Origin of the sequence: Acaryochloris sp. IP29b_bin.137 (genome assembly GCF_028285745.1) — a bacterium.
Taxonomy (GTDB): Bacteria; Cyanobacteriota; Cyanobacteriia; order Thermosynechococcales; family Thermosynechococcaceae; genus Acaryochloris.
This window is the reverse complement of record NZ_JANQOP010000059.1, coordinates 1-14264: the sequence shown is the minus strand read 5'-3', so window position 1 is coordinate 14264 and position 14264 is coordinate 1. Positions and strand designations below refer to the sequence as shown.

Genomic DNA, 14264 nt, shown 5'->3' with positions numbered 1-14264 from the left:
TTTCTTGGGCACAGATTATTGCCAAGGTTGCCAACTTAGGCGCGATACACCCTAGACAAGCATCTGAAAATCTTTAACCGTTTGGCGAAGGTATTGACAATCTCTAAAGGCCAGTAAATCCGGACGAGTCTACTTTGTCCCTGCCTATCTGTGTTTAGGTTTACCCGGACCCATCGGGACCGAGCTGTATCTAAACGAACTCAAGCAGCAGTTACTCACACCCCAAACTAGAAAGCATGTGGAAGCGCAGAAATCATAAAAACATTGGCCTCAGCGATACTCTTTACCACTACCTGCTATCCATCTCCTTACGAGAATCCCAGCTGCTTAACCAACTGCGACAGGAAACCGCAAAACGTCGTGACGGAATGATGCAAATTGCCCCCGACCAAGGGCAGTTAATGGCGCTGCTAATCCAACTCATGGGGGCCAAGAACGGAATTGAGATTGGCACCTTTACCGGCTATAGCACCCTGTGGTTGGCTCTAGCATTGCCAATCGATGGTCGGATCATTACCTGCGATGTGAACGAAAAGACAGCAGCAGTGGCCCGTCGATACTGGCAGCAGGCTGGTCTAGCCGACAAAATTGATCTGAGAATTGCTCCCGCGACCGAAACCCTTCAGCAGTTAATCGCATCGGGCCAGAACGGCACCTTTGATTTTGCGTTTATTGATGCGGATAAGCAAAATTACCCAACTTATTATGAGCAATGTTTACAACTTCTGAGATCTGGAGGGCTGATCATCATTGACAATGTGCTTTGGGGAGGCAAAGTCGCTCAACCCATGATGCAAAACCACAATACTAGAGCTATTCGAGCACTCAATGAGTGTCTGCATCATGATAAGCGTGTCGATATCAGCACCTTAGGTATTGCAGATGGGATAACCTTGGCTCGTAAGCGGTAGATATAACTAACGCTGGTCTGAATTCCAGGCACTTCACTAAGGCAACTCCACACAAAATGCGTTTGGGGCGCAAAAAGACTGTGTTTCCGGCTCAAAATCTCTAGTGAGTAAACCCTAACCCCTTTTAAGCTAGTTCAGCTTGCCATCGTCATTGAGTAACAATCTGAGCCTGTGATCAGGAGCTTCCCCTTTGCATACCTTTCTTATTATCTGGCTAGGGCAATTTGCCTCTCTTCTAGGCTCAGAACTGACCAACTTTGCAACCACGCTTTGGGCCTGGGAAACCACTGGACGAGCTACGCCACTTTCCCTCATTATGCTTTTCACCCAAATACCTAAACTACTAATAGCGCCCTTTGCCGGGATTTGGGTCGATCGCTATTCTCGCAAATATTTAATGTTACTCGGTGACTGTGTCGCAGGATGTTCCACCCTGGCATTATTAGCTCTCTTTCTTTCCGATCATTTACAGGTTTGGCATCTCTATATCACTGGCGCAATTAACGGATTATTTGGCTATATTCAGGGCTTAGCCTATACAGCTTCCCTAACATTGATTGTTCCTAAGCAGCACTATGGCCGGGTTACGGCTTTAGGTTCTGTGAAGGCGTCGGGCACCTTTATCCTGGCACCCATTTTAGCGGGTGCTCTTTATGCCAACATTGGGTTCCCAGGCATTCTCGCCATTGATATCACCACCTTTTTTGTTGCTATCGCTAGTCTGGGAATAGTTCATATTTCCCAGACTCCAGAATCATCACCATCCAATGAGCTGCCGCCTTGGCAAACGCTGACTTTTGGCTTTCAGTATCTTTGGGGTCGGCCTAGCCTAATGGCTTTGCTGAGCTTTTGGGTGATCAATAACTTCGTTGATAGTGCAACATTCGCAATTCTTCCTGCGATGGTACTGGCTCGGAGTGGCAATGATTCACTCGTGTGGGGGACCTTATTCGCTTTCTTTGGTTTGGGTGGTCTCCTAGGCGGACTGACCCTGAGCATTTGGGGCGGTCCTCAGCGCCGGATTCACAGTGTTCTGATGGCCAGCGCCTTCTGGAAGGTTGGTATTATTGTCCTAGCCCTGGCTCAACAAACTGTTACTAAAATTGGCACGGCCCTGTTTTCTGGATTCTGCTCTCCATTTCCTATCAGTGCAAATCAAACCATTTGGATGTCGAAGGTGGAACCAGAGGTGCAAGGGCGTGTGTTTGCCACTCGCTTTTTTTTAACTCAGTTGAGTAGTCCGATCGGATATTTAATCTCAGGTCCATTAGCCGATCAATTCTTTGAGCCAGCCATGCAGCCGGGCGGGATATTAGCAGATCTCTTTGGCCCAATTTTTGGGACAGGACTAGGAGCAGGTATGGCACTACAGGTTTCCATTTTTGCCACCTGCGGGATGCTGATTGCCGTCGGTGGATATAGTATTCGGCAATTGAGATGGGTAGAAATCACCTGAGCTCACTCCGGAACTATCAATGACCTGATCAGCCATCAACGTGCCCCGAGTGATTCAAACGTGAACACTACGCGCTCACCTTCTGAACCTTCCACCAAATGCTTAATGCAATGACTCCTCAAAGCCGACCTCCAAAATAACAACGCTCTTTCATTGCCAGGGAATGCGCGAATGACCCACAAACCTGTGAATTTCCTAACGAGTTCTTCTACTGCAAATCGACCAATTCCAGCCCGTCTGAATCCAGGCACAATGTAAAATTCTGCCATCTCGAATCGTTCAACATGGCGAACCAAGGCAAAACCAGCAAGACCTGAGTGATGCCGGATCAAGAATGGATAGCGGTGACCAGGCTCAACCCAGTATTGGTGGAAATATTGATACGGTTCACCCACACCCAATTCAGCAAGATATGCTGAAAGCATCGATCCAATTTGCGGCTTCGCTGCCAATGGAGCAGCCTCAACACTGACAGCTTTCATAGATGACCTACCTGATGCGTACTGTATAGTAATCGTGAAATATTCGTGGCAATTATGGTAATGCTACGAACACCATTTCATAGGCGCTTCACCTATCCCTCGGAACCCAAAACGCTCATAAAAACACGGAATACCAGAGTCATCCAGCAGGGTGACGGTGACATAATTGGATTGACTGAGAAAAGACGCAATTCGGTGCATACATTCAGTTGCAATGCCGTGATATCGATACTCGGGGTGAGTAATGACATCGAGCACTTGGGCGACATATGGGTCACCGCATACACGGGCGAAACCCACGAGCTTCCTGTTTACATGAGCATGGACATAGAAGTGAGTTGCATCCAGCATCACTCTGGTCTCGGATACAGTGCGCCGGTTTTGATTATCCCAACCGACTAGCCGAAATAGAGCGTTGAGTTCTTCAGGGTCGATGTCTGAATTTTCGGCGAACAATATTTCGTGACGTATTTCCACCACTTAGCTGCCTAACGATAGATGAAACGGACAAGGCATGATAATTCCGAAATTAGGATGTTATCCAAATAGTATCTATATTAATTATCAACAATGATGTAAGAACTGCTATTGTTGAACGCCCATTTTTGACAACTTTAACAAAGCTACAGCTAGCAATGTGACTTTGATATTGCAGTTTCTACTCGATTAAAGCATCTAGATCCATACCTGTGGTGGACTACCTATCAATGGACCAGCAACTGATAAATTGTCGCTATTGTGCAGATATTGCTAAAGCGAATGGTGTCGATCCCCTCGGTACAGCGGCAAAAGCTGACCACTGGCTGATTACTGAGATGAAACAGCCCTGGTCCCATTCACTAATTGAAAATCCTCAAGTTCAACCCTTGATTCCTTTATTCAAGAAATTGATTTTTCGCAGAGGAATCTTAATCAGACCGATTGCGATCGCAACCGATCGCGACTATTCCCAAACAGGCTGGACACGGGTTCTCTACTATTATCGCCCCAGTGCTCAGTTTGCCAAGCAGGAATTTCTCATCCCCGAAGTCGAAGGGCTCAACTTCACCATGGCCTTGTTGAAATCCTTACTAAAGCAACCCAATCATTTTGAACATTACCGAAAGTATCAGCGAGATACCAGTGAGATTCGGGAGCTATTGGTCTGTACCCATACTCAAGTGGACTTAGCCTGTGGTCGGTATGGAACCCCCATTTATCGCCAACTCAGGCAAGATTATGGCCACCATCCTAGTTCTCTCAGAGTCTGGCAAGCCACTCATTTTGGCGGCCATCAGTTTGCCCCGACCTTGCTAGATTTGCCCACAGGACAATTCTGGGGACATCTTGAGCCAGCCATCTTGTCCACACTCATAGATCGTCAAGGAGAGGTGTCCAGCCTGCGCCCCTATTATCGGGGTTGGTCTGGCTTACAGAAATTTGAACAGATGGCGGAAGGAGAAATCTGGCAGAGAGAAGGATGGGCTTGGTTAGACTATCCCAAAGCAGGACGGACCACAAAGAAAGGTCTGAAAGGGATCAAGCAGTTTTTATATCCGTTACTGCAGTTGATTCCCTTAAACCTGTTGCAGATGTGGTTGGAACAATGGACACAAGAAGCCGATTGGGTTGAAGTGAACCTCCAATTTGTCTTGCCTGAAGCCACACAAATCAGTTGTTATCGGGTCCGGCTAGCGACCAAGGGCAGGGTTAAAACGGCAGTGAAATCAGCCGCAAAACCTGACGACACCCTGACCCTCCAGGACCATTGGCAATATGAAGTTACACAAGTTGTGCGGTACGACACTTAACGCCTGAATTCGCAGCATCAGGCCCAACATCTATTTTGATAAATAGGAATTATTCTTATTACATTAGACTTGAGTGTAGACACTCTGATAAAGCCTCTGCAATGGGTATGCCTAAAACCCTCACCAATGCCGATATTATTGCTTTTCTACAGAATAATAGTGACGCCTCTACCCTTCTCAATACCGACCAAGATGAACAATGTATTGCCCTCCCAGCCCAGTTTGGCAGTGGATATATCCGAAGACATCTCTTGCAGCCAGGGCTCATCTTAGATATTGCAGATGTTGAGCTGAACTACAACCATGTCAACCGCATTCAGTTACATTCCCCTCAGATGCCCTTGACCGCTAGTTTTTACTTATCGGGTCAGGCCGTTGTCACCAATGAAGCTTTGCCTACCCCCCAGACTGAACGAGCTGGGAATAACTATTTGTACCATTTACCTCAAACTGCTGAAATTGAGGAATATCAAGCCAATCAGCGGATCTGTTGTTTAAAACTGTATTTTGACTTAGACCATTTTCCGCAGCTTAATCTCCAACAACTCGCGACCCAATCCTCGAATTTAAGCAATCCCATTCACACTCCCTGTCCGCTGTACTGTGAAAATCCGACAACCCCCAGAATGCACTTAGTGCTTGAACAACTGGCGACTTGCTCCTTTCAAGGGGTTGCCAGAAATATTTATCTGGCGGGTAAAGCCCTTGAACTTCTGGGCTTGCAGTTGGAAGCAATCATCACGCCCCAGGCTTCGCTACCAGCCTGCCTTCATCCCACTGATGTTGAACAGATCCACAAAGCCCGCTACATCTTGATTCAGAACTATTTAAACCCTCCATCCTTAATGGAATTAGCCCGTCAAGTGGGTATTAACGATCGCAAACTCAAGCAAGGCTTTCGTGATGTTTTTGGCACGTCTGTATTTAACTACTTGTACCAATACCGCATGGACAAAGCCCGCCAGCTGCTCACTTCTGGGCAATGGAATGTGACCGAAACTGCCCATGCCGTGGGTTATGCCAGTCGAACTGCCTTTGTCGCCGCCTTTACCAAGCAGTTTAAGGTGAGCCCTAATACGTATCGTCCCTAACGACGTCCCACATTAACTCTGATAGGGCAACTATCAACACCATTATTTTTTGACTTCTAAAAAATAGTCCTGCTATCAGACAGAAAAAGTCCGTTTGCAAGACAGCATTGTGTAAAAAGCGACATCCCACTCTAGTGATTTATATTGAGAAGAATTCTTAATAACTATCTAGCCAGCCCACCGTTGAACGTGGGTCATGGATATTCAAGAGCCTTTGCCATTTGCCGTCTGCAACCGTGTAGGGAATGAATACTGGACCGTCATTAAACATCATTTATATCTGTTTGGGTGCTCTGGGGACATCCCTAGGAACACTGGGTGCGGCCCAAGCAGCTCAGCCTCTGTCAAACCCTTTCCAGATTATCTCTGACCAGAGGGTTCGTAGGATCCGTAAAGTTGAACCTATCGTTCTATATCCAAATAAGTCCGAATATCGTGTTGCCCAAGTAGAGCCTCTGCCCATTGCCGAAATTACGCAGGTGACCCTTGAGCCTACAGTGGGCGGGGTCAATATTGTGCTGACGGTTGCTAACGGTGATACCTTGCAGGTGACTCCTTCTGGTGATGGGGCCACCTTTATCGCTGATATTGAGAATGCCCTACTCAATTTACCCACTGGGCAAACCTTTGAAGCAGACAACCCAAGCCCAGGTATACGCTCAGTCTCTGTCATGCCTGTTGATGTCAATCGCGTGCGGGTGACCGTAATTGGTGATCAGACAGAATTAAGTCACCAAATTCAACCCGATTCTCAGACCCTCGTTTTCAGTATCAATACCCAGGCGTTAGCTGAGGCGGAAGAACCCCTAGAGACTCCACCTGCGGATACTCCCGCAGCTGAGGGTGAAGAAGATGATTTAGAAATTGTCGTCACAGCCACTCGGACAGAAGAGCCCCTCGCAGATGTCCCCCGTGCTGTCACCATCATTACTCGCGAACAGATAGAGCAAGAAGCCCTGTTAAGGAATGGCCTGACTTCAACCCTGGGTAAATTTGTGCCCGGCTTTGGACCACCAACAGCGAATGGTCGAACCCGTGTTCAAGATTTGAGAGGTCGCCCTGCTCAAATCTTGATTGATGGTATCCCCCAAACTGGTAATGCCTCTTTTGACACAGAGTTGTCCGCCATTGATCCATCGGTTATTGAACGGATTGAAGTGGTCAGGGGACCTAGCGCAGTCTTTGGAGATGGTGCAACTGGCGGGGTTATTAATATTCTGACTCGTGCCCCAGTCGAAGAAGGGGTTCAAGGGCAATTAGGACTCACCCTTCGTCCCGATTTTGAACATTTATCTGAGAATGGCTTTGGCTTCAAAGTGGATGCCAGTCTGTCAGGCAAGCAAGGAAAATTCGATTTTCTAGTTGGAGCAGCCTTTGACCTAGATGGTGCCATCTTTGATGGAGAAGGAGATCGTATTCCGCCCGATGGCTTAACCACAGACAACAACACCTTTAACCTGTTTACAAAAGCGGGGGTTGATATCACTGAGGATCAGCGCCTACAACTCTCCTATAACTTCTTTCAAAACGATTTTGCTAGCGATTTCATTTCCGATCCGATTGTTTTAGGCATCCCAGGGGAGCAAGATGCTGAAGCCTTGAGAGTGGGACCGTTTACCTTTGATGACAGCCCATCCCAGACTATCCATAATGTCAATTTGACCTATCGCCATCAAGACTTATTAGGTGCTGAATTACGGACTCAGGCTTACTTTCGGAAAACTGATCTAACCCAAATTCCAGGTGATATTCGTAATCTCTTTCCCATGGGGACACCCCCATTTTTGCCTGTCATTTCTCAAACTAATTTAGATTCTTTAGAGGTCGGTGGACGATTTCAGCTCGATACCCCTATTACAGATCGCTTCAAGATTCTTTGGGGTGCGGATCTTTCCTATGAAGAGAATGAGCAGTTTTTCAATTCCCTAGATCCAGTCGATTTTGATCTCAACCGCCGTGGCCGCATCATCGATACGGCCACTCAATCCCCGTTTTATACCATACGCAGCATCGGTGCTTTTTCCCAGTTAACCTGGGATGTGGTGGATCAGCTATCCCTCACCGGAGGGATTCGATATGAAAATATTCGCTTGTCCGTCGATGACTATGCTGCTAGCCCCTTTGCGAATTTTGGGATTGCGCCACCGGCACAAATCCAAGGCGGAGTAATCACGACCGATGACGTGGTTTTTAATGCCGGTGCAGTGTTTAAAGCGACTGAAGAAGTTAGCATCTATGCCAACTTTGCTCAAGGATTTTCGATTCCTGGTGTTGGGGTAACCCTAGGGCTAGCTCGATTTGGCAATAGCGTGGTTGACAGCCTCAATTTAGAACCTCAGAAAGTCAATAACTATGAGCTGGGGGTAAAAGCCAACTTTGATAAGGTTCAGCTCAGTCTAGCGGGCTTTTTGAGTACCTCCTCTCTTGGTTCTTCCCTAGTCGTTGATAATGTGGGGCTAACCTCTATTGTGCGGGCTCCACAACGGAACTATGGCGTTGAATTCACTGCGGATTGGCAACCCAGCGATACATGGAAACTAGGGACAGTCTTTACTTGGAATGAGGGCGAATCGGATCCAGACGATGATGGTGTCTTTACAGCCCTTAGCTCCCTGGATGTCCAGCCCATTCACGCAACGGTCTATGTTGAGAATGAGACCCTACCTGGTTGGCGCAACCGAATTCAAGCGTTGTTTGTCGGGGGACGAGATCGTGCCTTTAATGACGCAATCGATCAGTTTCGAGTCGAAGGTTACACGGTGTTCGATGTCTTCAGTACGGTCAACTTAGGGCCAGGGAAACTGCAGCTCGCTATCCAAAATGTCTTTGATACCCAATATGTACCCGTGAGTTCCCAAGAACGTCTGGGTATTCAAGAGCTGCGCCGTTTCCCCGGTCAAGGCCGGACCTATAGCATTCGCTATAGTTTTGAGTTTTAGGCCAAGTTCAAACCAGCACCTAGTTTCTTAGATTTTCAGTTTGGTGGGAGTTCATCATCATGTTGCTACTATGGCTAGTGCTAGCGACAAGCCTTGCAATCGGAATTCGTCGGCTACGTATATCTGGGTTCCGACGGTTTCTCTGGCTCAGCGTTTCTGCCTGCCTGCTCCTGAGTCTGTTGATGAGTTGTGCCTCGGATCCGTTACCAAACCTTCCTCAACAGCGCTCTCCACTCGCTAAAGGCACTTTTTTATCCATAGAACATGCGATGGGAACCAGCCAAGTTCCTATACAAGCTCAACGAGTGATTGCAGTAGATACAGCGGCATTAGATGCCGCTTTAGCATTAGGTGTCAAACCTATTGGTTCCGTGATTTATAATCAATTCCCTACCTATTTGGGAGACCAAACAGAAGGCATCGCACCCGTAGGAGAAGGTACTCAACCGAATTTAGAAACTATCCTTAGCCTGAAACCCGATTTAATCTTAGGCAGTAAGATCAGCTCCGGCAAAATATACAAACATTTAGACCGAATTGCACCAACGGTTTTAACTGAAGGAAGTGGCAGAGATGGAGAATGGCAAGACAATTTCCGCTTATTTGCCAAAGCCTTAAATAAGGAGTCGGAAGGACAGCAGGTCTTGACAGACTATCAGCTACGGGTCAAAGCTCTACAGCAGCAGTTAGAAGATGTTGATCAAACCGTTGTTTCAGTGGTTGCTACAGGTCAAGGCCGGATTGGCTTATACACGTCGAACAGCTTTTCAGGCTCAGTGCTGGAAGATATAGGATTTGATCGGCCCTCGAAACAAAAGAATGCCAAAGGATATGCTGTTCAAATTGCCCGAGAAGATTTAGATAGCTTGAATGGCGATCTGCTCTTATTAATCCATAATCCTCAGATATCAGGCAGCTTCGACTATGACGGCTTTGTGTCTGATCCGCTTTGGTCAAAATTGAGTGCTGTGCAGAACAAGAAAATTTATGAAGTCAATGGTGAAGTGTGGACAGCAGGTCGTAATGTTCAGGCAGCCAACCAAATCCTAGACGATATTGCTCGGATATTCGCTATCTAAATTACCCGAGTAGTCACCTATAGTTGATGCTGTTTTTTAGGTCGAGTCACTCATACTCCGAGCAATGACTATGGCGACTCGCTTGGAATCTAGAACATTTTTAACTTTAAATCCCACTGGAAGAGCGGGAGAATTTTTTTCTGTAAATTTCTGCATCACGGTCGGATATGTCTGAGTAGCAGTTCCAGGATCGCCAGCTTGAACCACATGCCCAATATCTACCCATTGAAAGCCATAATGAGTGAACGCAGCCCATCGCTCTCCATCAGAACCAATGGAACAGACTTTGGTCATCTGTAGGGATTCGGGAAATAGGCCAGTATCGTAGTCATGGGGTTCACAGTGGGTAATGCCTTGTTGTAGAAGCTCATAGGCGTCCTTCACGGTTCCCAAATAAAAACCTTGTTTGGTTTTAGTAAACGTTCTGAGCTGAATGAGTTTACGCTTTTCATCTTCATCAACGTCAGGATACTCTCCCGTCCATGACGCAGGGTCAGTGAAGGCACTGCCATCTTGGCAACAATACAGGTAGGTATAGACGGGGTAGTACTGATTCACCCAGTTGACGATGTCAAGCTGGTATTGTCGCCCCTGGAGCCAATGGGGATAGTAAACCCGTAGTCCGAATTTACGTTGCCCCCATCGGAAGTAGGTTTTCACCGATTCAAAGCACCATTGCTTATTGCAGCCGCTGAGGCCCGTCTGCCCAGGAATCACAATCCCACGATAGATATTTGACATCGCTGTTTTACATAGGTCTACATCATTAGCTCAAGGAAGTATTACAGCTTATTTTTTGGCTAAATTGATTAAAATTATTCTTATATTACGTTAAATTTGGACGAATACTATTGATTTTATAATATACAGACATGAAGCTCTTAAAGCTCCAAAATCCTTTTCTAGTAAGCTTTTTTTCTGAATCATGCATATAATTTCTATGCATATTCATATACTCTTAAATAAGAATTCTTATCAATAATTTTCAAGTGTCTACCGTTCCTGTTCGGCGCCAGTTGCTCCAGCCCCCTGTCCCTTTAGGATTAGGTCTGATCTTGGGGCTAGGGTTGCTATTGATTTGTTTTATGGCCAGTGTGGGATTGGGGGTGGCTGATATCAATCCCAAAACGGTTTATCTGGCCTTGACGGCTTTCGATGGGTCAACAGATCAATTGATTATTCGGACCGTTAGAATGCCTCGCTCCATTACCGCCTTGTTGGTGGGAAGTGCCGTTGCGGTGGCAGGGGCGATCATGCAAGGACTGACGCGCAATCCCCTGGCTGACCCCGGTATTTTAGGGATTAATGCGGGGGCTGCTTTAGCTGTCGTCGGGTCAGTATTTTGGTTAGGCTCCACCTCCCTTAAGGTGTATGCAGGGTTCGCTCTTCTAGGCGCTGCGATCGCAGCTATCACGGTCTATGCTCTCGGTTCCTTGGGACAGGGTGGACTGACACCTCTGAATTTGACAATTGCTGGGGCTGCATTTCAGGCATTAGTATCTTCCCTGACTACGGGGATTCTGATCTTGAGTCAGCAAACCTTAGAAGAAATTCGGTTTTGGCTAGCGGGGTCGGTGGCAGGCCGTGATTTAGACTTAGTGGTCCAGGTCTTGCCTTATTTGGCAGTAGGAATGGTCATGGCCCTGTTAATGGGCAAACAACTGACCACCCTGAGTTTGGGTGAAGATATTGCTCAAGGCTTAGGCCAGAAAACAGCCTGGGTAAAGATAGCTGCGGCAGTGAGCATTATTTTGCTGGCGGGTGGATCCGTTGCGATCTCAGGTCCGATCGGGTTTGTGGGCCTGATCGTTCCCCATATCGTTCGATTCTGGGTGGGGGTCGATTATCGCTGGATTTTGCCCTATGCCGCCATTGTCGGAGCAATCCTATTGCTGATCGCTGATATTGGAGCACGGTTAGTGATTCAGCCCCAAGAGCTGCCCGTGGGGTTAGTCATGCCCTTGTTGGGAGCCCCCTTCTTTATCTATCTGACCCGCTGGCAGGTGCGACGATGAAGCAATGGTTAGTGGTTCGTCCCCCGCAGGTTCCGATCTCGTTTCATTTGGACCGACGGGTGCCCAGTATTCTGTTATGCCTGATCCTGGCAACGCTAGTAGCTATGGTTCTCAGTGTGGGGCAAGGAGAATATCCTGTGCCACCCTTAGATGTGATTAAAACGGCCTTAGGGTTAGAAACGAATAATCCAGACTTTGACTTTATTGTTATGACCCTGCGTCTACCGAGAACCTTGGTGGCTTGGGGGGTGGGTATGGGGCTCGCGATCGCAGGCACGATCACACAAGGTATCACCCGCAATCCGTTGGCATCGCCCGGCATTATTGGAGTTAATGCTGGGGCCTCTTTAGCTGCCGTCACCTTAATTGTGCTCTATCCTGACTTACCGATTGCCCTGATTCCCTGGGCTGCGTTCGGTGGAGCGCTGACGGTGGCAGTGCTAATTTACCTACTGGCTTGGCAGGGTGGTAGTTCCCCCGTTCGATTGATTTTAGTCGGCGTGGGATGCAGCCTGATTGCCGGATCTTTAACGAACCTAATGGTGACTTTTGGCAATATCTACAACGTCAGCCAAGCTTTGGTCTGGCTAGCCGGTAGCGTCTATGGCCGCAGTTGGGAGCAGTTGACAGTATTTCTGCCCTGGCTATCTGGGTTTGGGCTGCTGAGTCTATTGATGAGTCGGGAACTCAATGCCCTCCAGCTCGGCGATGAAGTGGCTCGTAGTTTAGGCAGTCGTTTAGAACTCCAACGCAGTCTACTGTTGTTAAGTAGCGTAGCCCTGGCGGGATCTTCGGTCGCCACAGCAGGCAGTATTGGCTTTGTGGGATTAATGGCACCTCATCTGGGACGGCAGCTCGTTGGCCCCTCCCATGAAGGATTACTGCCGGTGGCGGCCTTAACTGGGGGCTTTGTCGTAGTGGTGGCGGATCTACTGGGTCGTTTACTCTTTGCTCCCATTGAACTGCCCTGTGGGATTATTACGGCCATTGTGGGAGCACCTTATTTTTTGTATGTATTGATTCGCGATCGCAACTCATGATCTCTGAAAGTCCTGCCTACGCTCTCACAACTCGGAAACTCACCCTCGCCTATGAAGGCAAAGTGGTGATTGAGTCCCTTGACCTAGCGATTCCCACCGGAAAAATCACCATCTTGGTCGGACCCAATGGCTGCGGTAAATCGACGTTGTTGAAGGGATTGGGGCGGTTACTCAAGCCCAAACAGGGTGTGGTGTATCTGGGGAGTGAGTCCATTGCCAAACTCTCCACCAAAGCCATTGCCAAACGATTAGGGTTGCTGCCCCAAGGCCCCACCGCCCCAGAAGGATTGACTGTTAGAGATCTAGTGGCCCAAGGTCGCTATCCGCATCAGGGATGGCTGCAGCAATGGTCCCACGAAGATGAGAAGCAGGTGGACTGGGCCTTATCGATAACGCAAATGCAGGAGTTTGCCCATTGCGCTCTGGATAACCTATCCGGTGGCCAGCGCCAGCGGGCCTGGATTGCTATGACCTTAGCTCAAGATACAGATATATTACTGCTGGATGAACCGACCACCTATCTTGATTTAGCTCATCAAATAGAAGTCTTAGATTTGCTTTATGACCTCAATTTGCAACAGCAGCGGACGATTGTCATGGTACTTCATGATCTCAATCAGGCTTGCCGTTATGGCGATTATTTAGTGGTTATAAAACAGGGAAATATCTATGATCAAGGCCATCCTGCCCAGGTTATGGTGCAAAAAATGGTAAAAGAAGTGTTTGGTGTAGAGAGTCGGGTTATCCGTGATCCAGTAGCGGGTACTCCTTTATGTATTCCAATTGGGCGAAAAGTAGCCGTCACCACAAACTCCCAGCAACAGAATGCTTAGCACCAAAGTTAGAGGGTGATTACGGTTAAATTTTGTCTCCCCATCTTGCAATTGCATGTGGTTAGGGAAGAGCGTCATAACACTCTGTCAAGGCATTTCAGTATTCAGCAGTAAATAAATTTCAAGTCAACTTTTTAATCACGGGTTGGTGATAATCACTTATTTGTTTATTTAATAGATTTAATGGTGCCATTACAAGGTGCTCGCACCACACCAAAAGAGGCCAGTTTCATCTCATTATCTGAAAGTTGTCTTGATGAATCCGCTTGCTGAGCAATGGTATTGTGCCTCATTGCCCTCTGTTGCTGGGTATTTTGAAGTTTTGCGTTGGCTATTGCAAGGTTAACCTTTGCTTTTTGATATCTTGCCTTCATCTCCACAATCTGAGTACCTTCAGAAAGAGGCAATACCTGACGAGCATAATTAGGGCTTACTTTTTCAGTAAGCCCTAAATAAATTGCCCTCAACTCATCTTGGGTTATCTGGATGCGAGGGAGCGATTGCCTCCAACCAAGCTAAAGTTTTCTCCTTAAAAAACAACCTCCACGCTTCAGCCTGCCCCAATAGACTAGAAACACAAAAAGACCTGACTGCCGACGACGATGGGACTCCCATTCTCGTTGAGCTA

At 47.5% G+C, this 14264-nt stretch carries 13 protein-coding genes; 9 read left to right on the top strand and 4 right to left on the bottom strand.

The genetic code is table 11. From position 1 onward, the window contains the following. The first annotated feature begins 236 nt into the window (after positions 1–236). Positions 237–911, top strand: coding sequence for a class I SAM-dependent methyltransferase (locus Q0991_RS04670; RefSeq protein WP_299485956.1), 675 nt, complete (start codon positions 237–239; stop codon positions 909–911). 190 nt (positions 912–1101) lie between these two features. Beyond that, a complete protein-coding gene (locus tag Q0991_RS04665) occupies positions 1102–2367 on the top strand; it encodes an MFS transporter (protein WP_299485955.1) in 1266 nt (421 codons plus the stop codon). A gap of 35 nt (positions 2368–2402) precedes the next feature. Here Q0991_RS04665 and Q0991_RS04660 read toward each other — a convergent pair whose 3' ends face one another. Then, entirely contained in the window at positions 2403–2849 is a 447-nt protein-coding gene (locus Q0991_RS04660) for a GNAT family N-acetyltransferase (protein ID WP_299485954.1), read from the bottom strand. A gap of 63 nt (positions 2850–2912) precedes the next feature. Next, positions 2913–3200, bottom strand: coding sequence for a GNAT family N-acetyltransferase (locus tag Q0991_RS04655; protein WP_299485957.1), 288 nt, complete (start codon positions 3198–3200; stop codon positions 2913–2915). Positions 3201–3538: 338 nt separating this feature from the next. On the opposite strand from Q0991_RS04655, the gene Q0991_RS04650 reads away from it, so the two are divergent. The 4 genes from Q0991_RS04650 to Q0991_RS04635 all read left to right on the top strand — a co-directional run bounded on the left by Q0991_RS04650 (position 3539) and on the right by Q0991_RS04635 (position 9748). Then, positions 3539–4639 (top strand): sucrase ferredoxin, encoded by a 1101-nt coding sequence (locus tag Q0991_RS04650; RefSeq protein ID WP_299485953.1) that lies wholly within the window; start codon positions 3539–3541, stop codon positions 4637–4639. 101 nt (positions 4640–4740) lie between these two features. Then, entirely contained in the window at positions 4741–5730 is a 990-nt protein-coding gene (locus Q0991_RS04645; protein ID WP_299485952.1) for an AraC family transcriptional regulator, read from the top strand. Positions 5731–5975: 245 nt separating this feature from the next. Beyond that, positions 5976–8669 carry a TonB-dependent receptor gene (locus Q0991_RS04640; RefSeq protein WP_299485951.1) on the top strand — a complete coding sequence of 898 codons (2694 nt, stop codon included), beginning with the start codon at positions 5976–5978 and terminating at the stop codon, positions 8667–8669. A gap of 59 nt (positions 8670–8728) precedes the next feature. After that, positions 8729–9748, top strand: coding sequence for an iron-siderophore ABC transporter substrate-binding protein (locus Q0991_RS04635; RefSeq protein ID WP_299485950.1), 1020 nt, complete (start codon positions 8729–8731; stop codon positions 9746–9748). 36 nt (positions 9749–9784) lie between these two features. On the opposite strand, the gene Q0991_RS04630 is transcribed toward Q0991_RS04635, so the two are convergent. After that, positions 9785–10489, bottom strand: coding sequence for a hypothetical protein (locus Q0991_RS04630; protein ID WP_299485949.1), 705 nt, complete (start codon positions 10487–10489; stop codon positions 9785–9787). A 248-nt stretch (positions 10490–10737) separates the two neighbouring features. Between Q0991_RS04630 and Q0991_RS04625 the strand changes: the two genes are divergently transcribed. From Q0991_RS04625 to Q0991_RS04615, 3 genes are read left to right on the top strand one after another with little or no spacing between them, the layout of a single operon-like run. Beyond that, positions 10738–11763, top strand: coding sequence for an iron ABC transporter permease (locus tag Q0991_RS04625; protein WP_299485948.1), 1026 nt, complete (start codon positions 10738–10740; stop codon positions 11761–11763). Beyond that, positions 11760–12803 carry an iron ABC transporter permease gene (locus Q0991_RS04620; RefSeq protein ID WP_299485947.1) on the top strand — a complete coding sequence of 348 codons (1044 nt, stop codon included), beginning with the start codon at positions 11760–11762 and terminating at the stop codon, positions 12801–12803. The genes Q0991_RS04625 and Q0991_RS04620 overlap by 4 nt, the downstream gene beginning before the upstream one ends. Continuing rightward, positions 12800–13636, top strand: coding sequence for an ABC transporter ATP-binding protein (locus tag Q0991_RS04615; RefSeq protein WP_299485946.1), 837 nt, complete (start codon positions 12800–12802; stop codon positions 13634–13636). Before Q0991_RS04620 ends, Q0991_RS04615 begins: the two co-directional genes overlap by 4 nt. A gap of 167 nt (positions 13637–13803) precedes the next feature. On the opposite strand, the gene Q0991_RS04610 is transcribed toward Q0991_RS04615, so the two are convergent. Continuing rightward, positions 13804–14103 (bottom strand): hypothetical protein, encoded by a 300-nt coding sequence (locus Q0991_RS04610; RefSeq protein ID WP_299485945.1) that lies wholly within the window; start codon positions 14101–14103, stop codon positions 13804–13806. Between the last annotated feature and the right edge of the window lie 161 nt (positions 14104–14264).

Coding starts and splice junctions, on each gene's coding strand:
- Q0991_RS04670 (WP_299485956.1), top strand. CDS start 237: ATGTGGAAGCGCAGAAATCATAAAAACATTGGCCTCAGCGATACTCTT.
- Q0991_RS04660 (WP_299485954.1), bottom strand. CDS start 2,849: ATGAAAGCTGTCAGTGTTGAGGCTGCTCCATTGGCAGCGAAGCCGCAA.
- Q0991_RS04655 (WP_299485957.1), bottom strand. CDS start 3,200: ATGCTGGATGCAACTCACTTCTATGTCCATGCTCATGTAAACAGGAAG.
- Q0991_RS04645 (WP_299485952.1), top strand. CDS start 4,741: ATGGGTATGCCTAAAACCCTCACCAATGCCGATATTATTGCTTTTCTA.
- Q0991_RS04640 (WP_299485951.1), top strand. CDS start 5,976: ATGAATACTGGACCGTCATTAAACATCATTTATATCTGTTTGGGTGCT.
- Q0991_RS04635 (WP_299485950.1), top strand. CDS start 8,729: ATGTTGCTACTATGGCTAGTGCTAGCGACAAGCCTTGCAATCGGAATT.
- Q0991_RS04630 (WP_299485949.1), bottom strand. CDS start 10,489: ATGTCAAATATCTATCGTGGGATTGTGATTCCTGGGCAGACGGGCCTC.
- Q0991_RS04620 (WP_299485947.1), top strand. CDS start 11,760: ATGAAGCAATGGTTAGTGGTTCGTCCCCCGCAGGTTCCGATCTCGTTT.
- Q0991_RS04615 (WP_299485946.1), top strand. CDS start 12,800: ATGATCTCTGAAAGTCCTGCCTACGCTCTCACAACTCGGAAACTCACC.